This is a genomic window from Streptomyces hamibioticus (assembly GCF_047946815.1).
GTDB lineage: Bacteria > Actinomycetota > Actinomycetes > Streptomycetales > Streptomycetaceae > Streptomyces.
In genome coordinates, this window is the sequence record NZ_JBKKQY010000001.1 from 4251183 (window position 1) to 4274578 (window position 23396).

18 protein-coding genes and 1 tRNA gene are annotated in these 23396 nt (G+C 72.3%); 11 read left to right on the forward strand and 8 right to left on the reverse strand.

The window, feature by feature from the left end:
* Positions 1 to 236 precede the first annotated feature (236 nt).
* The 3 genes from ACLGIH_RS19205 to ACLGIH_RS19215 all read right to left on the reverse strand — a co-directional run bounded on the left by ACLGIH_RS19205 (position 237) and on the right by ACLGIH_RS19215 (position 3244).
* A complete protein-coding gene (locus tag ACLGIH_RS19205) occupies positions 237 to 1163 on the reverse strand; it encodes a DUF2637 domain-containing protein (protein WP_416526475.1) in 927 nt (308 codons plus the stop codon).
* A 354-nt stretch (positions 1164 to 1517) separates the two neighbouring features.
* Positions 1518 to 2795, reverse strand: a complete 1278-nt coding sequence (locus ACLGIH_RS19210) for a DUF3631 domain-containing protein (protein ID WP_416526476.1) — start codon at positions 2793 to 2795, stop codon at positions 1518 to 1520.
* A 233-nt stretch (positions 2796 to 3028) separates the two neighbouring features.
* The gene (locus ACLGIH_RS19215; protein WP_416529423.1) at positions 3029 to 3244 is read right to left on the reverse strand and encodes a hypothetical protein; all 216 of its coding nucleotides are present in this window, start codon (positions 3242 to 3244) and stop codon (positions 3029 to 3031) included.
* A 109-nt stretch (positions 3245 to 3353) separates the two neighbouring features.
* On the opposite strand from ACLGIH_RS19215, the gene ACLGIH_RS19220 reads away from it, so the two are divergent.
* Both ACLGIH_RS19220 and ACLGIH_RS19225 read left to right on the forward strand, forming a co-directional pair.
* The gene (locus ACLGIH_RS19220) at positions 3354 to 4037 is read left to right on the forward strand and encodes a helix-turn-helix domain-containing protein (protein WP_416526477.1); all 684 of its coding nucleotides are present in this window, start codon (positions 3354 to 3356) and stop codon (positions 4035 to 4037) included.
* Positions 4034 to 5647 carry a site-specific integrase gene (locus ACLGIH_RS19225; protein WP_416526478.1) on the forward strand — a complete coding sequence of 538 codons (1614 nt, stop codon included), beginning with the start codon at positions 4034 to 4036 and terminating at the stop codon, positions 5645 to 5647. The genes ACLGIH_RS19220 and ACLGIH_RS19225 overlap by 4 nt, the downstream gene beginning before the upstream one ends.
* A 44-nt stretch (positions 5648 to 5691) precedes the next feature.
* Here the strand turns inward: ACLGIH_RS19225 and ACLGIH_RS19230 are convergent.
* The 3 genes from ACLGIH_RS19230 to ACLGIH_RS19240 form a co-directional block, all read right to left on the reverse strand.
* A tRNA-Arg gene (locus ACLGIH_RS19230) sits at positions 5692 to 5767 on the reverse strand.
* A gap of 119 nt (positions 5768 to 5886) precedes the next feature.
* On the reverse strand, positions 5887 to 7563 hold the full coding sequence (locus ACLGIH_RS19235) for an IclR family transcriptional regulator domain-containing protein (RefSeq protein WP_416526479.1): 1677 nt from the start codon (positions 7561 to 7563) through the stop codon (positions 5887 to 5889).
* Between the two features lie 187 nt (positions 7564 to 7750).
* Positions 7751 to 9031 carry a M6 family metalloprotease domain-containing protein gene (locus ACLGIH_RS19240; RefSeq protein ID WP_416529424.1) on the reverse strand — a complete coding sequence of 427 codons (1281 nt, stop codon included), beginning with the start codon at positions 9029 to 9031 and terminating at the stop codon, positions 7751 to 7753.
* A gap of 339 nt (positions 9032 to 9370) precedes the next feature.
* On the opposite strand from ACLGIH_RS19240, the gene ACLGIH_RS19245 reads away from it, so the two are divergent.
* Positions 9371 to 10015, forward strand: coding sequence for a TetR/AcrR family transcriptional regulator (locus ACLGIH_RS19245; protein ID WP_416526480.1), 645 nt, complete (start codon positions 9371 to 9373; stop codon positions 10013 to 10015).
* Positions 10016 to 10221: 206 nt separating this feature from the next.
* Positions 10222 to 11766: an MFS transporter gene (locus tag ACLGIH_RS19250; RefSeq protein ID WP_416526481.1), complete on the forward strand. Its 1545-nt coding sequence runs from the start codon at positions 10222 to 10224 to the stop codon at positions 11764 to 11766.
* 126 nt (positions 11767 to 11892) lie between these two features.
* Here the strand turns inward: ACLGIH_RS19250 and ACLGIH_RS19255 are convergent, their stop codons facing one another.
* Positions 11893 to 12408, reverse strand: a complete 516-nt coding sequence (locus ACLGIH_RS19255) for a MarR family winged helix-turn-helix transcriptional regulator (RefSeq protein ID WP_416526482.1) — start codon at positions 12406 to 12408, stop codon at positions 11893 to 11895.
* Positions 12409 to 12539: 131 nt separating this feature from the next.
* On the opposite strand from ACLGIH_RS19255, the gene ACLGIH_RS19260 reads away from it, so the two are divergent.
* From ACLGIH_RS19260 to ACLGIH_RS19270, 3 genes are all read left to right on the forward strand, one after another.
* Positions 12540 to 13301, forward strand: coding sequence for a dioxygenase family protein (locus tag ACLGIH_RS19260; protein WP_416529425.1), 762 nt, complete (start codon positions 12540 to 12542; stop codon positions 13299 to 13301).
* Positions 13302 to 13791: 490 nt separating this feature from the next.
* Positions 13792 to 14790: a sigma-70 family RNA polymerase sigma factor gene (locus tag ACLGIH_RS19265; RefSeq protein WP_416526483.1), complete on the forward strand. Its 999-nt coding sequence runs from the start codon at positions 13792 to 13794 to the stop codon at positions 14788 to 14790.
* Positions 14791 to 15381: 591 nt separating this feature from the next.
* Positions 15382 to 16128: a TetR/AcrR family transcriptional regulator gene (locus tag ACLGIH_RS19270; protein WP_416529426.1), complete on the forward strand. Its 747-nt coding sequence runs from the start codon at positions 15382 to 15384 to the stop codon at positions 16126 to 16128.
* A gap of 310 nt (positions 16129 to 16438) precedes the next feature.
* Here ACLGIH_RS19270 and ACLGIH_RS19275 read toward each other — a convergent pair whose 3' ends face one another.
* Positions 16439 to 17410 (reverse strand): helix-turn-helix transcriptional regulator, encoded by a 972-nt coding sequence (locus ACLGIH_RS19275; RefSeq protein WP_416526484.1) that lies wholly within the window; start codon positions 17408 to 17410, stop codon positions 16439 to 16441.
* Positions 17411 to 17661: 251 nt separating this feature from the next.
* Between ACLGIH_RS19275 and ACLGIH_RS19280 the strand changes: the two genes are divergently transcribed.
* The 4 genes from ACLGIH_RS19280 to ACLGIH_RS19295 all read left to right on the forward strand — a co-directional run bounded on the left by ACLGIH_RS19280 (position 17662) and on the right by ACLGIH_RS19295 (position 23357).
* Positions 17662 to 19101 (forward strand): MFS transporter, encoded by a 1440-nt coding sequence (locus ACLGIH_RS19280; protein WP_416529427.1) that lies wholly within the window; start codon positions 17662 to 17664, stop codon positions 19099 to 19101.
* A gap of 255 nt (positions 19102 to 19356) precedes the next feature.
* On the forward strand, positions 19357 to 20118 hold the full coding sequence (locus ACLGIH_RS19285; protein ID WP_416526485.1) for a DeoR/GlpR family DNA-binding transcription regulator: 762 nt from the start codon (positions 19357 to 19359) through the stop codon (positions 20116 to 20118).
* A complete protein-coding gene (gene pfkB, locus ACLGIH_RS19290) occupies positions 20115 to 21062 on the forward strand; it encodes a 1-phosphofructokinase (protein WP_416526486.1) in 948 nt (315 codons plus the stop codon). The genes ACLGIH_RS19285 and pfkB overlap by 4 nt, the downstream gene beginning before the upstream one ends.
* A gap of 180 nt (positions 21063 to 21242) precedes the next feature.
* Positions 21243 to 23357, forward strand: a complete 2115-nt coding sequence (locus ACLGIH_RS19295) for a fructose-specific PTS transporter subunit EIIC (RefSeq protein WP_416526487.1) — start codon at positions 21243 to 21245, stop codon at positions 23355 to 23357.
* Positions 23358 to 23396: the final 39 nt, after the last annotated feature.

Below are 23396 nucleotides of genomic sequence, written 5' to 3' on the forward strand. Positions count from 1 at the left end.
GGTGGCGCGTCATGGGCAGTTCTCCGGATGAGGCAGAAAGGGCAGGCAGGTCGGCGGGGAAGGCCGGGCGACGTGCAGCCGGTAGTTGGCTGTCCACAGCTGTGGAGGAGTGGGCGCTACGGGTGGTGGCCGGATGGCGGGGGTGGGATTCCGGCGGGTTCGGTGTGGGGGCCGACCGGGTTTCGGTGGCACCGGAAGTACCTCCGGTGCCACCGAAGGGCGTCGTTGCGGACGGGTCAGCCGGTGCTGCTGCCGACTGCGGCCGCGGGGCCCGGCTCGACCATTTGGGCGTTCAGCTCGTCGCAGACGTTCTTCACGCGGGCGTTGCCGACCTTGCGGCCGCGGTTGACGCGGATCTCTTCGCCGACCTCGGTGGGGGAAGCGGTTCCCGTACGGGCCATGATCTCGCGCGCGACGGCCCGGATCTCGTCATCGGAGATGTCCTGCGGGCGCCCGGTGCGCCGAGGCCGTGCTCCGGTCGGCTTGGGGGGCTTGCTGGTGGCCTCGCCGCCCGGCGGGGTTGCGGTGTCGGCCAGATGATCGGGGTCGGGATGCTCCGTCGGCCCGTCGCTGTGATCCTTGCCTTCGCCAGGAGTGGCCAGCGGGACGACCACCTTGGCCGGGGGCATCGACTCCGGGACGGACACGGGTTTTCGGTGGCCGTCGGGCCGCTCGACGAGCTGGTGGATCTGCCTCATCAGGACGCCGAAAGCAAGGAGCGCGGCGGTCGGCGGGACTGCGGCGACCACGTAGTCGAGCCAGTGCACAGTGCGGGCGTCGCTCGTTCCGCTCACGCCCGCCACGTTGAGCGCGATGGATCCGACCGACCCGATGGCGGTCACAGCGATGGCCCACAAGTCGGTGACCTGGCGCAGGCTCGCGCGGAGCATGAGCAGTTCGCCCGCGACGATGAACGCGTCGAGAGTGGCGGGCCACGCCCAGCGGCGGATCGGGGAGTTGCCGAGGCCGTGTTGGCCGGCAACGTCGGCCAGGTGCGCGTAGGAGAGCCAGAACGCTCCGGCCGTCAGGAGGACGATGACGACTCCGGCGGCGATGAGCGCGAACCGTTCGGCAGTGTGCCCAGTCGCCGTCGGCCGCCCCTCACCGGGCCTGCTACCCGGCTGCGTGCGGCGTAGTGGTCGAAGGCGGGAGAGGAGAGTCAAGCGGGGATACTCCTTGGGGTAGGGGTGTGAAGCGTCTTGGGCGTCTTGGCCGTTGCAAGCGCTGGTCAGGGCCGGTACGGCAGGCCCGGTCGGTGTCCGTCTCGGCCGCGCCCCGGGCGGAGGCGGGGCGCGGACGATACGGGGCTGCTTTCCGTCTTGGCCTCATGGCCGGTGACCTGCGGCGATACGGCACGTACGCGTGGGACGGCACGAGACGGATGCGGGCGACGTCCCGGCGCCGGCGGTCGTGATCGTGTGCCGTCTTGGGCCCGGTTGCCGTCTTGCACGTATGCCCTTTGACCTGCGCGATCACGGCAGGGACGGCAAGGACGGCAACCTGGGAGCGGGGCGGTGTCAGCCCTGCGGGAGGGTGCTTGCGGCGTCGACCGGGTGGACGGTCGGGCAGTAGCGGCGCCAGGGGTCGAGGAACTTGTTGCGCATGTAGCCCTTGCGCTGCGTTCCGTCGGCGATGCGGACGTTGCCGGGCTTGATGCCGAACTGCCGAAGCATCGAGCCGAGGTCGCGCGGGCTGAGCCCGCTGCGCCCCCACTCGGCCCACGGGTTCTCCGGGTCCTGGCGCAGGTGGTGGATCAGCTCCTCCGTGGAGAGGCTGTCCACCTCGCGCTGGGCGACGAAGACGCGCCGGATGTCGGCCAGAATGCGGGCCCCGCTGGGGTGGTCCTCCTCGGCCGCCGCCTCGGCGGCGACCATCCGCTCGCACGCGGTACGGGCACGGCGCGGCCAGGTACCGGCCGCGAGATCGGCGACGATGACCAGGGGCTCCCACGTGTCGGCGGCCCGGTCCTCGACCGGCATCATCGGTTCCAGGTCGGCGGCCTCGTCCACCAGGGGACCCGCCCAGGCCGCGATACGGTCGCGCAGGTCATGGAGTGCGGGGATGTCACGCCGCGACCGGAACGGCCGGACACTCTCTCCTTCCGCCCGCCGGCGCATACGGATGACCACCGATCGGTCCATGATCGTGTCGGGCAGGTCTCCGATCCCGGCGATGGCCGCCATGGCGAAGGTGGCGAACCGGTGGGGCGTGTGGTCGTTGCCGACCACCCGTGTCACGTAGCGGTTGCGCTGGTGGCCGGCGTTCAGCAGGCCGCGCATCTCCTCGTTCTTCTCCGCCTGCTTCGGCGTGCCGAAGATCGTGTCCGCCTCGTCCACGAGGAGCGTGGGCGGCTCCTCGGTGATGGAGCGGAAGACCGCCGCCGGCGTGGTGTTGATCGTGAGCATCGGCTCGTGGACCGTCTCGGTCAGCACGTCAAGCAGCCGCGACTTGCCGCACCGCTTTGCCGGCCCCACCACCGCCAGGCGCGGGGCGTGCTGCCACGCGGGCTGGAGATGCGTCGCCGCCACCCACAACGTGACGGCGTCGAGAGCCTGCTCGGAGGGCAGGATCACGAACTTCGCTATCCGCCGACGCAGTTCGTCCAGCAGGGCCGATCCTGCGGTCGGCTCGGGGTCCGGTTCCGTCTCCTCGGCAGGCTCGTCCGCCACAGCGCCCTCGATGTCGTCAGCGGCAGAAGCCTGACCGACGTACTCACCGGGCTTGCCGGGAGCGACCACCGGCGGCCACACGGGCTTGTCGGGGTGGGAATAGGGCTGGGGCTCGGGGTGTTCCACAGGGCAGCTCCTCGTCTGGCGGTGGCGGGCTCGCACGCCCTTGCCGCCGGGTTGGTTCTTCCAGGGCCGTTCGGGGTTGCTCGGGCCTCCGGCGTCGCACCGCTGGGGGCCCATCCCCTTCTCGCGGGCAGCAGGCCACCGCGAGGGAACACGGACAGTACGTCCACGCCTGGCCACAGTCCAGCGCTTCTGTGTCAGCTCAGCGCAGAACTGCCTGCTATGTTGCTTCGCCCTCAAGCGGCCAGCCCCAGCAGATTCAGCAGGTCGGCGGTCACCACGCGGTACGCCTTGCCCAGGCGCAGGACCTTGCACGGGTACTCGCCCCGCTTGGCCAACTCATAGCCCTTGCTCCGCCCGAGCCCCAACGCGCGGTTGCCCGTGTCCAGGTCAACGGCAACTGGAAGGGCCAGCAGTTCCTCGCGAGTCATGCCCCTCGCCTGCTCGACCATCGCCTCATCGCGCACGCAGCGCTCCCTTCGTCACAGCCCTCGGCGAACATGCCCAACACGTCCGGCTCCAGGCGGCTAGGAACCATCATGAGCGAGCTACTGTGTCTGCATGACACAACGTGGTTTCGATGATGAAGAGGACGACGACTTCCCCGAGTGGGTGGACCGGATCAAGGCCAACGTGGCCGGCGAGGTCCGGCGACGGAGAAAGGAGATGGGATGGAGTGCGCAGGACCTGGCCGACCAGTGCGAGCGGCTCGGGCACCCGATCCCGCGCAATGTGATCGCCAACATGGAGTCCGGACGCCGGGCCACCCTGCCGCTGGTGGACGTCATCGTGCTGGCCGCCGCCCTGGAGACGTACCCGGTCTGCCTGATCTTCCCGGTCGGATACGTCGATCAGACCCAGGAACTCCCGTTCCAGAGGCTCGTCCCCACCTGGGACGCCCTACGGCGCTTCACCGGCGAACAGGAGGTGCCCGAACGCGACGCGGGCATGGTCCCCGACTTCGAGCTGCACGCCAGACTCACGCGCACCGCGCTCGCCGCGCTCGAAGAGGAAGAACGGGCACGGTTCGCCGCCAAAACGGCCACCAGCCGCGCCCAGCAGGAAGAAGCCGAACGCAGGCGGACCGAATACGCCGACCAGGCCATCTCCGCCAAGTACAACCTCCGCCACCTCCGCCGCGATATCCGCGACGAGGGAGCCACCCCGCCAGACCTGCCACCCGCACTGGGCGATGTCGACCCACCCGAAACGGACCCCAACACCATCCCGGAGGAACGCCTTTGAAGGGCTCCACCCACCGCCGCTGCTACTGCCGCGACCCGAAGACTGGCAAGCCGCTCGGCAAGAGCTGCTCCAAGCTCTCCAGCCGCAAGCACGGCTCCTACTCCATACGTCAGGAGCTTCCCCCTCGTGAGGACGGCACCCGCCGTTCCTTCAGCCGCGCCGGCTACGAGAGCCTCAAGGAAGCCCAGGCCGACCTCGACCACGTGCGTGCCCTCCTGGGGCTCGCCGAGTCCGACGACCCCGAGGCCCTGGCCCAGATTGCCCAGCTTCTGGAGACCGTGGCCGCCGAGAAGGCGCCGCTGCCGAACATCGAGTCGACCCGGCGCCGCCTCACCCACGGCCTGGACCTGATCAGCAGGCTCACCGTCGGTGAGTGGCTGGACATGTGGCTGGCCGGCAAGAAGGGGCGGCAGAGCGCCATCAGCCGCGACGAGAGCAACATCCGCGTTCACCTCAAGCCGCGCATCGGCCACCTGCGGCTCGACCGTCTCCGCGTCTCTCACCTCTCGGAGATGTTCGAGGCCATCGCCGAGGACAACGTCGAGATCGCCGAGGGCAACGCCGCCCGGCGCAAGGCGTTCGAAGAGCTGGCCCGGGTCCCGTGGAAGGGGCGCGAGCCGCGCGCTCGCCGCAAGGCGATGAAGGCGGCCATCGCCGACATGGAGCCGTACCGCCGCATCGTCGGGCCGGCGACGCGCCAGCGCGTCCGATCCACCCTGCGCGCCGCTCTGAACTCCGCGATCGCGCAGCAGATGATCACCTTCAATCCGGCCGCTCACGTCGAACTGGAAGCGGGCAAGCGGCCCAAGGCGCTCGTGTGGACCGAGGAACGGGTCCTGCACTGGCAGCGCACCGGCGAGAAGCCCTCGCCCGTCATGGTCTGGACGCCGGAACACACCGGGCGCTTCCTCGACCACGCGGCGGACGACCGCCTGTACGCCCTGTTCCACCTCATCGCGTTCCGCGGGCTCCGGCGCGGCGAGGCGTGCGGGCAGAAGTGGACCGACACCCACCTGGACGCGGGCCTCATCACCGTCGCCAAGCAGCTCGTCGTCGACGGCTGGGAGGTCTACGAGGACGACCCCAAGACCGACGCAGGTGCGCGCACCATCGCCCTGGACGCGGACACGGTCGAGGTCCTGCGCCGGCACCGCGCTCGGCAGGACGAAGAGCGTGAGAAGTGGGGGACCGCCTGGGTGGAGACCGGCCGTGTCTTCACGCGGGAGAACGGGGAACTGCTCCACCCCGCCAATGTCACCCGCCGCTTCATCGAGCTGTACGAGGAGATCGGCCTCCCGCCGGTCCGGCTCCACGACCTGCGCCATGGCGCAGCGACCCTCGCCCACGCGGCTGGCGCCGACCTGAAGGACATCCAGGAGATGCTCGGCCACTCCTCGATCACCATCACAGCGGACACGTACACGAGCCTGCTGCCCGAGGCGGATCTCGTGATCGCCGAGGCGGCGGCCCGTCTTGTTCCGCGGGCACGTGCCCCTCGCGATGTGCCGGACGGTGCTGATCGTTTGGGGGCCATTTCGGGGGCTGCCGCCCCGTCCGCTCACGCAGCGCTCACGCAAACGGCCCCGGACGTGATGTCCGAGGCCGAGTGAGGCCCCTCCCTGGGGGGTAAACCCCAGGTCAGAGCGGTACTGCATGGTGCCCCCGGCAGGATTCGAACCTGCGACACCCGCTTTAGGAGAGCGGTGCTCTATCCCCTGAGCTACGAAGGCCGGTGATGGTGCGTGGCGGCGTCGCCGGTGCGGCGGTGCCACCGCGGACAGTGTAGCGGGTGGTGGGCGGAAGGCCGCGGGGTCGGGTCAGTGGGCCGCGGCGGAGCGGCCTGCCGCCGTCAGGCCAGGGGGACGCGGCGGAAGCGGCCCGCCGCCCTCAGGTCCGCTTCGATCGATGCCGCCGTTCTTCTCAGCTCGGGGAGGATGTCCTCGACGCACGCCGCGGTCGTGCGGCGGGCCGCGTGCATCGCCACGTTCAGGGCGGAGACGACGCGGCCCGCGCGGTCGTGGACCGGGACCGCGATGGAGCGCAGGCCGGCCTCCAGCTCCTCGTCGACCAGGGCGTAGCCGTGCGCGTGGACGTCGGCCAGGAGGGCGGTCAGGCGGGCCGGGTCGGTGATGGTGCGCGGGGTCAGGGCACGCAGGGGGCCGTACGTGCGTTCCGGGGCCGGGAGCGCCGCCAGCAGGACGCGGCCGAGCGACGTGGCGTAGGCCGGCAGGCGGGTGCCGACCGCGATGTCCGTGCTCATCACCCGGCCGGTGGCCACCCGGGCCGTGTACTGGATCTCCGTGCCCGTGTCCGCCAGGACGGCCAGGGACGTCGATTCGAGGACCCGGTCCGCGAGCTCCGTCAGGTGGGGCCGGGCGATCTGGGGGAGGGAGGTGCGGGAGAGCGGCGGGAAGCCCAGGGACAGGACCCTCGGGGTCAGCTCGAAGGTGTGGTCCGGTGCCGTCCGCACCAGACCCGCGTGTTGGTGGGTGATGAGGGCGCGGCGGGCCGTCGCGCGGGCCAGGCCGGTCGCCCGGGCCACCTCCGTGAGGGTCGGCGCAGGGCAGCCCTCGCCGAAGGCGGTCAGGACCGTCAGGCCGCGCGCCAGGGATTCGATGAAGTCCCGGCCCAGTTCCTGCTTCGACGCCGATGTCCAGGTGGCCAGGCCCGAGGGGGGCGCGGGCGGCTCCGGGGGCGGGGCCGTGCCCAGGTCGGTCTCCATCGTCTCCACCGCCGAGCGGAGACGGGGGAGGAGGGACGTGCGCAGGTCCTGTGCCGTGTGGCGGCTGGTGTGGCTCACCACGCTCGCCACACAGGCCACCCGGCCGGTCGCCGGGTGCCGTACCGGTACCGACACCGCGACCAGGCCCGGCTCGATCAACTGGTCGTCCAGGGCCCAGCCGTCGGCCGCCGCCCGTGCCGTGCGGGCTTCGAAGTCCTCGTCCGGGGGCGCCTGTTCCCGGGGCGGCACGGCCGGGAAGCCGTGGTCGTGCGGGTCGCTCGCCCGGCGGCCGCGCCAGCGGTCCCAGTCCGGATCCGTCCACTCCGCCGCGAACAGCGGTCCCGGCGCGGTGCGTTCGGCGGGCAGCAGGTCGCCGATGCGGAAGCTGAGGGACATCGCGCGGCGGCGGGTGGCCTGGTGGATGAAGCGGATGCCGTCGCGGTCGCCCACCGCGAGGGAGACCGACTCGTCCAGTTCGTCGGCGAGGGCGTCGGCCCGCCAGGACAGCAGGGCGGGGAGGCGGAGGGCGGCCAGGTAGGCGTTGCCCAGTTCCGTCAGGCGGGGGGCCAGGGTCACGTCGCGGCCGTCCAGGCGGACGTAGCCCATGCGGGCGAGGGTGGCCGTGACGCGGTCGACGGTGGAGCGGGCCAGGCCCGTCGACTTCTCCAGGGCGCTGAGGCTGAGTGTGCCGTCCGCGTCCGTCAGCCGCCGCAGGACGGTGATGCCGCGCAGCAGCGGGGTGACCGCCTCCGCCGGTGCGGCGGTGCCCTCGTCGGGGGCGTCGGGGGTGATGTGGGCGGGCATCGGGTCGGTCTCCGGTGGGCGGCGGTCGCGGCAGCCCTACCGTAATCGGAGAATCCGAGCGTCCCCGCTTGCCCGGCCATGTCCCTGGCCCTGTCTGTGGCCCTGGCCCTGACCTTCGACCCCTCCCCTTCCCCCTCGCCCCCTCGCCCTCCTCGCCGTCCGCCGCTCCGCCCGCCGGGCCGAGTCCTCACCTGCGCGTCACGCGGACCCGGTGGTGCCCCTCCAGATCCGCCCCGGCCACGGTGATCGTCACGCCGTCGCGCGGGTCCTTGAAGGTCTCGCCCGGAGTGAAGGTGGCGTCGGACAGCTCGGCGTGCACGTTCGGGCTGCGGGTGCAGCCGCCGCTGTCCCGGTGGGAGTCGTAGACCGTCACCGGCCCCATGCCGGTGTCCACGTCCGCGTCGACCTTGTAGATCAGTACGCCCGGACGGCACACCGCCTCGTCGTTGCCCGCCCGGGTGCGCAGCTCGACGGCGTACCCGGAGCGGGCGTTCAGCGGGACGAAGACCAGCTTCGAGCCGTCCTTGCCGGCCAGCGGCGTCAGCTCGTACTCCGTCGTGCCCGGCTTGGACGCGCAGTGCACCTGGTCGGCGTCCAGCCAGCCCAGCTTCCACTTGTGCCAGCCGAGCAGGTCGTTGTTGGCCCCCCAGTCCTCGCTCATGATGTCCCAGTGCCCGACCGCGCCCCCGCCCTCCTGGGTGTAGAGGTCGGGCAGGCCGAAGACGTGGCCGTTCTCGTGGGGCAGGACGCGGTAGCCGGTCTTGTCGTAGGAGCCGGAGCCGTCGTCCTGGCGGGAGTAGACGAAGGAGGCGTTCGCGACGGGCACGCCGTCGGCGACCGGCGCCTCGGCGTTGCCGGCGAAGGTGACGGACAGGACGGTGTCCAGGGCGGAGGGGCCCGCGTTGGGGGTCACCAGCACGTTCAGCAGGTCGTACGCCCCGAAGTCCACGTCCGCGTCGGCCGTCGCCACGATGTCCTCGACGAGCTTGCGGTAGCCCGGGTCGAAGGGGGCGCCGCGCTCTATGCCGTACTCGGCGAACGGCTTCGGCATGCGCAGCCAGTCCCGGATCGGGGTGGCGGGGCGGTAGTCGAGACGGCCGTAGGAGCTGGTGCGGAACCACTCCTCGGTCTGCGGGAAGAACTCCGCGTAGCGGTCGAGGGCGCGGCCCTCGCCGGGCGCGTCGGAGAAGTCGATCATCAAGGTGAGGGCGCGGACGGTGCCGGTCGAGCGGGTGTAGTCGTCGGAGGTCGGGATGCCCTCCGACATCTGGACCTGGGGACCGCCGGTGATCAGGCAGGGGCCGTGCGCGGAGGAGCGGGAGAGGGAGGACGGCCCGGCTCCGGCCGGTGCCGCACCCGGCGTGAGCTGCCCGGTGCCGGCCGAGGTGCTGACGGCGAGGGTCAGGACGGTGACGGTCGCCAGGGTGACCACGCGGCGCGGGCGTATCCGACGGCGCTGCGGCTGCATGCAGACCTCCCGGACCACGGCAGCCACCCGTCTCCGGCTGCTCCCTTGCGCTCACCCTCCGCCGAGGGACCCGGGGGCGCGCGCTGGAGGAGACCGATCGTGGGTTTCCCGGCGGTAGCGCACCGGAGGGCTGTGACACAGGTCACCGGAAGATTCTCGCGGGTGGGAAATAAGCGGGGATCGTTTCCCCGTTTAGACCGGTGTCCAAGCGAAACGGGGAGCAGCTCCCCGGTTCGGGGCCCCGGCGGCCACAGTCGTCACATGGCTCACAGCGGTCACAGGGCCACCGGTCACAGGGCCCACCGGTCCACATATTTCGACGATCACGAGGAGTACGCCGTGCAGACCGCAAGCCCCGTGCAGCGCAAGGCGTCCCGGCCGCGTGCCGACGCCCTGCGCAACCGGGAGCGGATCGTCACCGCCGCCCGGGAGATGTTCGTCGAGCACGGCCCCGACGTGCCGCTCGACGAGATCGCCCGCCGGGCCGGTGTCGGCAACGCCACGGTGTACCGCAATTTCCCCGACCGCGACGCCCTCGTCCGCGAGGTCGTCTGCTCGGTCATGGAACGTACGGCGCGGGCGGCCGAGCTGGCGCTCGCGGAGACCGGCGACGCGTTCGCGGCGCTGGAGCGCTTCGTGCACGTCGCCGCCGACGAGCGGATCAGCGCCCTGTGCCCGATGGTCGCCAGCACCTTCGACCAGCACCATCCGGACCTGGAGGCGGCACGTGAACGCGTCGAGCGGCTCGTCGCCGCGGTCATGGACCGGGCGAAGGCGGCCGGGCAGCTCCGTACCGATGTCGGTGTCGGTGACCTGATGGTCGCCGTGGCGCAGCTCAGCCGGCCGCCGGCCGGTACGGAGTGCCTGCACGGCGACCGTTTCGTCCACCGTCATCTGCAGCTGTTCCTGGACGGTCTGCGGGCCCCGGCCCGTTCCGACCTGCCGGGCACGGCCGCGACTCTGGAGGATCTGCGCCGGGCCTGACCGATCAGTTCGGCGCCGGGCTCCGGTCAGTAGCAGCAGCAGCCGGCAGCAGCCGGCAGCAGTCAGTAGTCGGCAGTAGTCAGTAATCAGCACTGGTCAGTAGTCAGCAGCAGTCAGTACTCCGTTTTCCGCGACTTCCCTTTCTTCCCTTTCTTCCCTCTCTTTCTTTCCCTTCTTCCGTCCCGAGTCCCGAAGTGGGTACCCCCATGTCTCGAACAGCCGCCGAGGCCCAAGCTCCCGGCGTCCCCGATGCCGGCCGCTGGAAGGCGCTCGTCTTCATCGCGCTCGCCCAGCTGATGGTCGTCCTCGACGCGACCATCGTGAACATCGCACTGCCCTCCGCCCAGCAGGACCTCGGCATCTCCGACGGCAACCGGCAGTGGGTCGTCACCGCCTACGCCCTCGCCTTCGGCGGTCTGCTGCTCTTCGGCGGCCGGATAGCCGACCTGTGGGGCCGCAAGCGCGCCTTCGTCGTCGGCCTGGCCGGCTTCGCCGTCGCCTCCGCGCTGGGCGGTGCCGCGACCAACGAGGCGATGATGTTCGGCGCCCGCGCCCTGCAGGGTGTCTTCGGCGCGCTGCTCGCCCCGGCCGCGCTCTCGCTGCTCGCCGTGACGTTCACGGACGCCAAGGAGCGCGCCAAGGCGTTCGGCATCTACGGTGCCATCGCCGGTGGCGGCGGCGCCGTCGGTCTGATCCTCGGCGGTTTCCTCACCGAGTACCTGGACTGGCGGTGGACGTTCTTCGTCAACATCCCGTTCGCCATCGTCGCCGCGGCCGGTGCCTGGTTCGTGATCCGTGAGCCCGCGGGCGGCCGCAACCGCTCGTCGCTCGACGTGCCGGGCGTGATCCTGTCCACCCTGGGCCTGGTGGCGCTGGTCTACGGCTTCACCCGCGCCGAGTCCCACGGCTGGAGCGACACCGTGACGGTGGGCATGTTCGTCGCGTCCGTGGTGCTGCTGCTCACGTTCGTCCTCGTCGAGGCCCGGGTCAAGGCGCCGCTGCTGCCGCTGCGCGTGGTCACCGAGCGCAACCGCGGTGGTGTCTACCTCTCCCTCGGCCTGGCGATCATCGCGATGTTCGGCCTGTTCCTCTTCCTGACCTACTACCTCCAGGTCGTGAAGGGCTACTCGCCGGTGAAGACCGGCTTCGCCTTCCTGCCGATGATCGCGGGCATGATCACCGGTTCCACCCAGATCGGCACCCGACTGATGACCCGGGTCGCGCCGCGGCTGCTGATGGGTCCCGGCTTCCTGGTCGCCGCGCTCGGCATGCTGCTGCTGACCCGGATGGAGATCGACTCCTCCTACGCGGCCCTGCTGCTGCCGGCCATGCTGCTGCTCGGCCTCGGCATGGGTACGGCGTTCATGCCGGCCATGTCCCTGGCCACCCAGGGCGTCGAGCCGCGCGACTCCGGGGTCGCCTCCGCGATGGTTAACACCTCGCAGCAGGTGGGCGGCGCGATCGGCACGGCCCTGCTGAACACGATCGCCGCCTCCGCCACCACGTCCTACATCGCCGACCGCATCGGCTCCGCCACCTCGCCCTCGCAGCGGCAGCTGGTCGAGCTGGAAGGCATGGTGAACGGCTACACCAGCGCGATCTGGGCCGCCGTCGGCATCCTGGTGGCCGCGGCGCTGATCGCCCTGACCCTCGTCAACGCCGGCCGCCCGGGTGGCACGCCGGTCACCGGGTCCGGTGCGGGTGACGCGGCTCGGGAGGACGAGGTGCCGGTCCCGGTCGTCGCGCACTGACACCGGCATCGGGGCCCGCTTCGGGGCGGCCACGACAGATCCGTACGGCCGTATCCGTACACGCCACGTCCGTACGCGGGGGAGGGGACGCCCCCGCGTACGGTCCCGGGCCCGACCCGGCCGCGCTCAGCGCAGCCAGGGCAGGTCCGCGCCCGCCTCGGCGGGCTGGAGTCCCTCGGCGATGGTCCGCATGATCTCGCCGAGGGACTTCTGCTGTTCCGGCGACAGCCGGTCGAAGACCGCTTGGCGCACCGCGGCCACATGGCCCGGCGCGGTCTGCCGCAGCACCTCGTAGCCCTCGTCCGTCAGCACCGCGAACTGGCCGCGCTTGTCGGCGGGGCAGTCCTCGCGCCGCACCCAGCCGCTCTTCTCCAGCCGCGCGACGGCGTGCGACAGCCGGGAGCGGGTGATCTTGGCGTACCGGGCCAGCTCCGTCATCCGCAGCCGCCGGCGCGGCGACTCCGCGAGCTTGACCAGCAGCCCGTAGTACACGTGGGGCATGTCGGCATCACGCTGGAGCTGGCGGTCGAGATGGTCCTCCAGGAGCGTGGCCGCCTCGATGTACGAACGCCAGACGCGCTGCTCCTCGGTGGTGAGCCAGCGGGTTTCGGCGGCGGGGGAGGAGGTGGATGCCGTGTTCATGTATCCACTGTACGAGGCGCATTCTTGAAGTTTGAACAAAGGAGGCCTAGGGTTGACCCCCTAGAGATTGAATGTTCAAGTAATTGTGAAAGCGGAGGAGTCGCCTCATGTCCGCCGCCGTCCAGGAGCGCATGCCCGCGCTGTACCTCAGCCACGGCGCCCCGCCGCTGGCCGACGACCCGGTCTGGCCGGGCGAACTGGCCGCCTGGGCCGCCGCCCTGCCCCGCCCGAAGGCGATCCTCGTCGTCTCCGCCCACTGGGAGGAGGCGCCGCTCGCCCTCGGCGCCACCCGCACCGTCCCGCTCGTCCACGACTTCTGGGGCTTCCCCGAGCACTACTACCGGGTGCGCTACGAGGCGCCCGGCGCCCCACGGCTCGCCGAGTCGGTACGGAAGCTGCTGCGCGCCCCGGGCACGCCCGTGCAGGACGTGCCGGACCGCGGCCTCGACCACGGCGCGTACGTCCCGCTCGTCGAGATGTACCCGGAGGCCGACATCCCCGTTCTCCAGGTCTCGATGCCGACGCTCGACCCCGCCCGGCTGATGGAGACCGGCCGCCGGCTGGCGCCGCTGCGCGACGAGGGCGTGCTGATCGTCGGCTCCGGCTTCTTCACCCACAACCTGGCCGCGCTGCGTCAGGGCGGCGTCCCCGCCTGGTCGGCGGAGTTCGACGACTGGGGCAGGCGGGCGCTGGACGCCGGTGACGTGGACGCCCTGCTCGACTTCGCCCGCACCTCCCCGGCCGGTGCGCTGGCCCACCCGCGCACCGAGCACTTCGCCCCGCTGTTCGTCACCCTGGGCGCGGCGGACGCCGGTGGCGGGGTGCGGGAACAGAAGTCAGTGATCGACGGGTTCTGGATGGGGCTGGCGAAGCGGTCGGTGCAGTTCGGCTGACGCGTGCCTGTGCCTGTGCCTGTGCCTGTGCCTGCGTCTGGGGCTGGGGCTGGGGCTGTGCCTGTGTCTGTGTCGTGGGCCGGGGTGACGTGTGACCGTGTGGCAACCATCCGGCGGTGCGGGCCGTCTTCAGGGTAGGAGGGCGGCCAAGGGTGGCACTCGCCCGGAGTGCAGAGTTCGGCACCGGGGTGACGGGTGTCTCACTCACGCACTGGCCGTGGAGGCCGGTGAGGGTCGTGAGCCCCTCTCGCCCCCGGCCTGACCTGGTCGTCCCGTCCCTGGGCAGCGCCCCGACCCCTCGTGTGGCGGGACAGGGTACTGCATGATCACAAAAATTGCGGGTCAGGTTGGGAATTCTGTCCGGATTCCAGTCGTTGTTTCCATCAGATGCAGGGCACCCGAGGAGAGTCCGGGGAGTACCGGAGAGACCGGAGAGGGTGCCGAGCGTCCGAAGGACCACCCGCTGACCCACCATCGCAAGGGAGCACGCATGGCAACCCGTGCCGTCGCCCGTCGTCAGTCCGCCACCGGCGAGACGGCCGATGCGGCAACCAGCGTCCGCGCCAACGGCGGCGAGCTCGCCGACCGCGATCTGGTCGGCATGTACCTCGACGAGATCGCACGGACCCCGCTGCTCGACGCCGCCAGGGAGGTCGAGCTGTCCCAGACCATCGAGGCGGGTGTGTTCGCGCGGCAGGTCCTCGAAGGCTACGAGGAGACCGGGGCGGATGCCACTCGCGAAGAGCTCCAGGCCCTGATCGACGAGGGCGAGCGGGCGAAGGACGTCTTCATCCGCTCCAACCTCCGGCTGGTCGTCGCCGTCGCCCGCCGCTACCCCCGCAGCGGCCTGCCGCTGCTCGACCTGATCCAGGAGGGCAACGCCGGCCTGGTCCGCGCGGTGGAGAAGTTCGACTACCGCAAGGGCTTCAAGTTCTCCACGTACGCGACCTGGTGGATCCGCCAGGCGATCACCCGCTCGATCGCCGACCAGTCGCGGACCATCCGCCTCCCCGTCCACCTGGTGGAGGAGCTGGGCCGGATCAGGCGCGTGCAGCGCGAGTTCAACCGCGAGCACGGCCGGGAGCCCGAGCCCACCGAGATCGCCGCGGAGCTGGGCTCGACGCCGGAGCGCGTCACCGACGTGCTCGACTGGGCCCGCGACCCGGTCTCGCTGAACATGCCGGTGGACGACGAGGGCGAGACCCAGTTCGGCGACCTGCTGGAGGACACCTCCGCCGTGTCGCCCGAGCAGTCGGTGCTCACGCTGCTGCGCAGCGAGGAACTCGACAGCCTGATCGGCCGCCTCGACCCGCGCACGGCCTCCATCATCAAGATGCGGTACGGCATCGAGGACGGCCGCGAGCGCACGCTGACCGAGGTCGGCAAGGAGCACGGCCTGACGCGTGAGCGCATCCGTCAGATCGAGAAGCACGCGCTGCTGGAGCTGAAGAAGCTGGCCCGTGACACCGGCTTCGAGGCGGCCGCGTAAGGTGCCGCCGGAGTGGCGCACGCCGTGCCGGGCGCGGTGTGCGCCGGGTGGCGAAACCCCGCGCAAACATGGCCGTGGAACGTCGCTTAACCTTCAGCGGCCAGGGAACAAGACTTCAGGGCCCACCAGTTCGGGCCTCGGGCCACACCCCCCTGGCCCCTTCAGCCAAGTCCCGCCGCACTCCCCCCGGCGCCGGGACTTCCCCGAGCCGGGCTCGGCGTCCCTCCCCCCCCGGGCGCCTGAGCCCGGCTCGTCTTTCGGCGTCCCGCTGCGGCGCCGCCTTTTGGACCTGCGCCGCTGTTCGGGCGCGCGCCGCTGTACAACCCTGCGGCGTTTTCGGGCGTGCGTCGTTTTCGGGCGCGCGCTTGAAAACGACGCACGCCGTTTTTGGGCCCGCGTCGCTCGGGCGTGCTTGGATGGCGGGCCACCCCGGACCTGAACCCCGGGGTGGCCCGCCGGATGGCAGATTCTGCCACATGGGCATAGCCTGCCGAAGTGAGCAGCACCACCTCCAGCTCCGGCGGTCCCGTCGGCGTCGCCCGCCGCCGGACCGCCGTTTCGCTGACCGAACGCCGCAAGGCCGAGACCCGGATGGAGATCGCCCGGGCCGCGGCCAGACTCTTCGTACGCCAGGGACTGCGGGCAACGCGCGCCGAGGACATCGCCCAGGCCGTGGGCATCGCCCCGCGCACCTTCTACCGCTACTTCCCGACCAAGGAGGAGGCCGTCGCCCCGCTCTACTCGGCGGGCGCCGAGCGCTGGGCGGAAGCGGTGCGGGACGCTCCCGCCGACCTCTCGCCGCCGCAGGCCCTGGAGCACGCGGTGCGCCACACACTGACGCCCGGGGTGGGGGTGTCGGCGGCCTCCTGGGAGTGGGTGCGCACCCTGATCCGGCTGGCCCAGGAGAGCCCGGCGCTGCGGAAGGTGTGGGCGGAGGTCTGTCACCGCGCGGAGGAGACGCTGGCAGAGGTCCTCGCCGCACGCGCGGCACGGGCGGCGCACGCCGATCAGGGTGCCGAGGGGGCCGGTGGCCGGGACGCCGAGGGGTCAGGGGACCGGGACGCCGCAGTGGTCGGCGGTCGGGGCGCCGAGGGGCCCGCTGGTTGGGAAGCCGAGAGTGGCGACAACGTTGCCGAGAGTGTCGCCCGCCTCGCCGCGTCGCCCGCCCTTCGGTTCGCCGCCGCCACGGCCGGGGCGGCGGTCCGCGTGGCCGTGGAGCGCTGGGCCGCCGAGGACCTGCCACCGGACGGGCCGCACGGCCCGATCGCGCTGGCTCTGCGCAATCTGGAGGCGCTGCGGGCATTCCCCTGGGAGGACGTCACAGCACCGCAAGCGTGAAGCGCGCGGGCAAGCGGGCGTTCCTTCCCCCCGGCCGTCAGCCCGGACCCCGTATGCCGCAATACACGTCCCCCGTCCGCCCGGCCGGGCGGACGCCTGCTGGGCACACGCCAGTTGGGGCGGACGTCGGCCTGGCGGGCGTCCGCCGAGAGGCCGGGCTCCGGGTCGGGAGGACGCCCGCCCGTGCGGTCGGACGGACGCCGAGCCGGACGGGAGTCGGCCAGGCGTCGAGGCGGCCGGGCGACCGCACGGGCGGGCGTCGGACCGGCCGGGCGTCGGGCCGGGCGGGTCTCGCAGCGCCCTCGCCGTGTCACTCGGCCCCCGCGGCCCGAGTCAGGCGTGCCCCCAAGTCCCGGACGCACCGCGCCAGTTCCTCCGGCCGGCGGACCCGGAACTCCAGCCCCAGCATCGCCAGCCGTACCGCCAGCCACTCCACCGAGTCCGACACCGTCGCCCGCAGGACGCACGACGTCCCGTCGGCCGACGCCTCCGGCGGGCCCAGCCAGCCCGGCAGGCGCGCCGCGACGACCTCCAGCGGCGCGGGGAAGGCGACCTCCACCTCGTAGGAGTCGTTCCGGCGTTGCATGGAGCGCCGCAGGTACTCCGCCGCGCTCCCGGTCGGCAGCTCCCGCGGGGTGAACCGCGCCCCCGTCGCGAACGGCTCGCTCACCCGGTCGACCCGGAAGGTCCGCCAGTCGTCCCGGTCGAGGTCGTAGGCGACGAGGTACCAGCGCCGGCCGGTCGACACCAGCCGGTACGGCTCCGTCAGACGCCGCGACTCGGTGCCGTCCCCGGCGCGGTAGGCGAACCGCAGCCGCTCCCGGCCGGCCACCGTCGAGGCCATCACGGTCAGCGTCTCCGGCGCGATGCTCGGCCCGTCCCCGCTGGTCAGCGGCGTGGTCGCGGCCTGGAGGGTGGCCACCCGGTGGCGCAGCCGGGAGGGCAGCACCTGCTCCAGCTTGGCCAGCGCCCGCACCGACGCCTCGTCCACGCCCTCGACCGCGTGCCCGGCGCCGGCGCGCAGTCCGACCGCGATCGCCACCGCCTCCTCGTCGTCGAGGATGAGCGGCGGCATCGCCTTGCCCGCGACCAGCCGGTACCCGCCCTCGGCACCCATGGTCGCCTGTACCGGGTAGCCCAGTTCGCGCAGCCGGTCGACGTCCCGCCGGACCGTGCGCCGGGAGACCCCCAGCCGGTCGGCCAGCTCGCCGCCGGGCCATTCCCGGGGTGTCTGGAGGAGGGAGAGGAGCGTCAGCAGCCGGGCCGGTGTGTCCGTCGTCATGTCTTCGAGGATGACGTACTACTAGGACATGATCTGACCTACTGACCGCATACCTTCACGGCATGTCCTTCACCGAGACCTCCACCGACTCCCGTGGCGACACCCCTGGCGACACTCCTGGTGGCACTTCCGGTGGCACTTCTGGTGGCACCTCTGCCGACACTGCCGACAGCCCTGCCGACGCCCCGGCCGGCTCGGCTCGGGCGGCCGCCGCGGGTGACCGCCGCCGGTGGTTCGCCCTCGCCATCGTGATGACCGCGGCCTTCATGGACCTCGTCGACGTCACGATCGTCAACATCGCGATCCCGTCCATCCAGCGGAACGAGGGCGCCACCTTCAGCCAGATCCAGTGGATCACCGCCGGCTACGCCCTCGCCTTCGCCGCCGGGCTGATCACCGGCGGCCGGCTCGGTGACATCCACGGCCGCAAACGGCTCTTCCTCATCGGCATCGGCGGCTTCACCGTCGCCTCCGCGCTGTGCGGGTTCGCCGTGAACCCGGAGATGCTGGTCGTCTCCCGGATCCTCCAGGGCGCCATGGCCGCGCTGATGGTGCCGCAGGTGCTGTCGATCGTGCACGCCACCTTCCCGTCGCACGAACGCGGCAAGGTGTTCGGTCTGTTCGGCGCGGTAGTCGGGCTCGGCGCGGTCTCCGGTCCGCTGCTCGGCGCGCTGCTCACCGAGTGGAACCTGTTCGGGCTGGAGTGGCGGCCCATCTTCCTGATCAACCTGCCGGTCGGCATCGCCGGCCTGATCCTCGGCAGCCGCTTCATCACCGAGTCCCGTGCCCCGCGCGCCCTCAAGCTGGACCTCGTCGGCGTCGCACTGGTCACGCTCGGCCTGCTGATGCTGGTCTACCCGCTCACCCGCGGGCACGAGCTGGGCTGGCCGCTGTGGGGGCACCTGTCCATGGCCGGCTCGCTCCTCGTCCTCGCGGCGCTGGTGGCGTACGAGCGGCGCAAGAGCGCGCGGGACGGCTCCCCGCTGGTCGAACTGTCGCTGTTCAGGGTGAAGAGCTTCGCCGCGGGCATCGCCGTGCAGACCGTCTTCGGTGTCGCGCTCGGCGTCTTCTTCCTGGTCTGGACGCTCTACCTGCAATTCGGGCTGGGCTGGAGCCCGCTGAAGGCCGGGCTGACGGGCGTGCCGTTCTCGCTCGCGGTGTCGACGGCGGCGGCGCTGTCGGTGCAGAAGCTGGTCCCGCGCTTCGGGCGCAAGGTGCTCCAGGCGGGCGCGCTGGTGATGGCCGCCGGGGTGCTGCTCTACCTGTGGGAGGCCGACCGGTACGGCCTCGGCATCGCACCGTGGCAGATGGCACCGCCCCTGGTCGTGATGGGTGCCGGCATGGGTCTGATCGTGGCCCCGCTGACCGACGCGATCCTGTCCGAGGTGCCGCGCGAGCACGCGGGGTCGGCCTCGGGGCTGATCAACACCGTGATGCAGATGGGCAACGCGCTGGGGCTCGGGCTGGTGTCGGTGGTGTTCTTCGGCGTGATCGCCGACGACGTCACCCCGGCCCGGATCGGTCCGGAGTACACCGACGCCTTCCAGCACGCGCTGGACTGGGTGGCCGCGGTGCTGGGCGTCATCTTCCTGCTGATGTCCGCCCTGCCGAAGCGTCCGGCGCAGCACCTCGAGGGCGGCGCGCCGGAGGCGGCCGCGTCGGAGGAGCGGGAGCCCGCGCTCGTTCCCTGAGCGCACCGTCCTCCCCTCCCGCCCAGCCCGCTCGCTCGCCCGCACGTCCGCCTGGCCAGGGGCCGCCTCCTCGTGGGGCGGCCCCTGCCGCATGCCCTCCCGCCCCTCCCGTGCCCGGCCGCGCTCACCTGCCCAACCGTGCCTACGCATGCCCGATCGAGCCCGTTCAAGCCCGAACCTGTTTACTTTCTCGAAAACCGGGCGTAGCCTCCCGAAGAAACCACAGGTTCGGGCACCGATCGGAGACGAACGGACATGTACGCACCGGAGCGGCAACAGGAGATCCTCCGGCTGGCCCGCGACGGCGGCCGGGTGGACGTGGTGTCGCTCGCCGAGGAGTTCCAGGTGACGGCGGAGACCATCCGCCGCGACCTGAAGGCCCTCGACCGCGCCGGCCTCCTCCGCCGGGTCCACGGCGGCGCGATCCCGGCCGGCCGCCTCGACTTCGAGCCGGACCTCGCCGAGCGCGAGTCCACCGCGGCCGACGAGAAGGACCGCATCGCCAAGGCCGCCCTCGCCGAACTCCCGGCCGAGGGCACGATGATCCTCGACGCCGGTACGACGGTGGCCCGCCTGGCCGCCGCCCTCCCGCCGGCGGCGTCGCTCACCGTCGTCACCCACAGCCTCCCCATCGCGGCCCGCCTCGCCGACCACCCCGGCATCCAGCTCCACCTCGTCGGCGGGCGCGTCCGGCACCGTACGCGCGCCGCCGTGGACGCCTGGGCGCTGCGGGCGTACGCCGAGATCCGCGCCGACGTGCTGCTGGTGGCCGCCAACGGCTTCTCGGCCGAGCACGGCCTGACCACCCCCGACCTCGCCGAGGCCGCCGTCAAGCGGGCGGCCGTCGCCGCCGCCCGCCGCGTGGTCCTCCTCGCCGACTCCTCCAAGCACGGCCAGGAGCACTTCGCCCGCTTCGGCGACCTCGGCGACGTCGACCTGCTGATCACCGACAGTGGCCTGAGCCCCGAAGACGCCGCCGCCATCGAGCGCGGCGGCACGGAAGTAGTACGCGCATGATCCTCACCGTGACTCCGAACCCGTCCCTCGACCGCACCTACGAGGTTCCCTCCCTCGACCGCGGCGAGGTCGTCCGTGCCACCGGCGAGCGGGTGGACCCGGGCGGCAAGGGGGTGAACGTCTCCCGCGCGGTCACCGCCGCCGGGCGGCGCACGGTCGCGGTCCTGCCGCTGGGCGGCGCACCCGGCGCGCTCGTCGCCGACCTGCTCGACGCCCAGGGCATCGAGGCCGCCCCGGTGCCCGTCGCCGGGGCCACCCGCTCCAACATCGCGCTCGCCGAGGCGGACGGCGTCCTGACGAAGATCAACGCCCCCGGCCCCGAACTGACCGCGAACGAACGGGAACTGCTCCTGGAGACCGTGCGCGAGCAGTCGCACGGCGCCGACTGGATCGCCTGCTGCGGCAGCCTGCCGCGCGGCCTCGCCCCCTCCTGGTACGCCGACCTGGTCGCCCGCGCGCACACCGCCGGCGTCCGGATCGCGCTCGACACCTCCGGACCCGCACTCCTTGAGGCGCTGCGCGAACGGCCCGACGTGGTCAAGCCCAACGCCGAGGAACTCGCGGGAGCGGTCGGACGCCCCCTGGCCACCGTCGGCGACGCGCTGAAGGCCGCCGAGGAACTGCGCGGGCTCGGCGCGCGGGCGGTGCTGGCCAGCCTCGGCGCCGACGGGCAGTTGCTCGTGGACGACGCCGGCGCCTGGTTCGGCAGCGCGCGCGTCGGCGCCGTACGCAGCAACGTCGGCGCCGGTGACGCCTCACTCGCCGGTTTCCTGATCGCCGGCGGCGCGGGGCCCGGCGCCCTCGCCTCGGCCGTCGCCCACGGCGCCGCCGCCGTACAACTGCCCGGCAGCGTGATGCCGGGGCCCGGCGACCTGGACCCGGACGCGGTGACGGTCACGGCCGTGGTGCCCGTGGACCGCGCCCTGAAGGAGCCGGCGTCTTGACCCCTCACCGCCGCACGGCCCCCGTCCCCTCCCTCCACCCGCTGCACCTCCCCGCCCCCTCCCTCCACCCGTTACGCCTCCCCGTCTCCTTCCCCCTCCGCTGCACCTCCCCGCCCCCGTCCCCCTCCCCGCCCCCGCCCACTTCTCCGACCGGGCGATACGCGAGCTAAGGAGCCCGCGATGAGCGACTTGATCACCGCGGACCTGGTCGACCTCGACCTGTCCGCCGACAGCAAGGAAGCGGCGGCCCGCGCCCTCGCCGAGCGGATGGTGGCGCTCGGCCGGGTGACCGACCTGGACGGCTTCCTCGCCGACGTGGCCGCCCGCGAGGCGCAGATGCCGACCGGCCTCGACGGCGGCATCGGCATTCCGCACTGCCGCAGCGAGCACGCCACCGAGCCGACGCTCGCCTTCGGGCGCAGCGCGCGGGGCATCGACTTCGGCGCGGCCGACGGTCCGGCCGACCTGATCTTCCTGATCGCCGCGCCGGCGGGCGCCGACGACGCCCATCTGACCATCCTGTCCTCCCTGGCCCGGCAGTTGATGAACACCGAGTTCACCGACGCGCTGCGGGCGGCGGCGGACGCGGGGACCGCTGCGGCGCTGATCCGCGGGGAGGACGTCGAGGAACCCGCGCCGGCGTCCCCCGACGACTCCGTGGCGGCGTCGGTGGCGGCCTCCACCGACGCCGCCACGGGGACCACCGAGGACGCCACCGGATCCGCGACCGGGCCCGGATCCGCGACCGAGCCCGAGGCCGAGCCCGAGGCCGGTTCCGGGACCGCGCGCCCGTTCCGTATCGTCGCAGTCACCTCCTGCCCCACCGGCATCGCCCACACCTACATGGCGGCCGAGTCGCTGGAGAACGCGGGCCGTGAGGCGGGCGTCGAGGTCGTCGTCGAGACCCAGGGCTCGGCCGGCTTCACCCGCCTCGACCCGGCCGTGATCGAGGCCGCGGACGGCGTGATCCTCGCCCACGACGTCGCCGTCCGCGACAAGGACCGCTTCGCCGGGAAGCCGACCGTCGACACCGGTGTGAAGGCCGCCATCAACCGGCCCGGCGAGCTGATCGCCGAGGTCCGCGAGAAGGTGGCACGCGGTGAGGTCACCGCCGGTTCCCCGGGCGCCGGCGGGACGCCCGTCGAGCGCACCGGCGAGTCCGGCGAGGGCTACGGCACCAGGCTCCGCAAGTGGCTGATGTCCGGCGTGAGTTACATGGTCCCGTTCGTCGCCGCGGGCGGTCTGCTCATCGCCCTCGGCTTCGCGATCGGCGGCTACGAGATCAACGAGGCACCGTCGGTGATGGACCACTTCGTGTGGAGCCAGGCCGACAGCTGGGCGGCACTGCTGTTCCAGATCGGCGGCGTGGCCTTCGCCTTCCTCGTCCCGGTGCTCGCCGGCTACATCGCCTACGGCATGGCCGACCGGCCGGGGCTGGTCCCCGGCTTCGTCGGCGGTTCCATCGCCCTGACCATCAACGCGGGCTTCCTCGGTGGACTGGCGGCCGGTCTGATCGCCGGTGCGGTGGTGATGGCGATCCAAGGGGTGCGGATCCCGGCGGCGCTGCGCGGCATCATGCCGGTGGTGGTGGTCCCGCTGGTCTCCTCCGCGGTCGTCGGCTTCCTGATGTTCGTGGTGATCGGCAAGCCCATCGCCTCCGCACAGAAGGCGATGACCGACTGGCTGAACGGCCTGTCCGGCGCCAACGCGATCCTGCTGGGCGCGCTGCTCGGCCTGATGATGTGCTTCGACCTCGGCGGTCCGGTCAACAAGGTCGCCTACACCTTCGCCACCGCCGGTATCGCCGTCTCCGCCCCGAGCGACTCGGCGATGAAGATCATGGCCGCGGTGATGGCGGCCGGTATGGTCCCGCCGCTGGCGATGGCCCTGGCGACGACCGTGCGCAGCAAGCTCTTCAACGCCGCCGAGCGGGAGAACGGCAAGGCCGCCTGGGTCCTGGGCGCGTCCTTCATCTCCGAGGGCGCGATCCCGTTCGCCGCGGCCGACCCGCTCCGCGTCATCCCGGCGTCGATGGCGGGCGGCGCGCTCACCGGCGCCCTGTCGATGGCCTTCGGCGCCACCCTGCGCGCCCCGCACGGCGGCATCTTCGTCGTCCCGCTGATCGGGAACCCGCTGCTCTACCTGGTCGCCATCGCGGCCGGTGTCTGCGTCACCACGGGCCTGGTCATCCTGCTCAAGGGACTGCGCAGGCCGGCACCCGGCACGGCCGCCCAGGGCCCGGACACGGGCACGGCCGCTCCGGCGGCGGGTACCAAGCAGCCGGTGGCCGCGTAAGGCCGAGGGCGCGGGCGGAGGGCAGGGGCTGATGGCTCG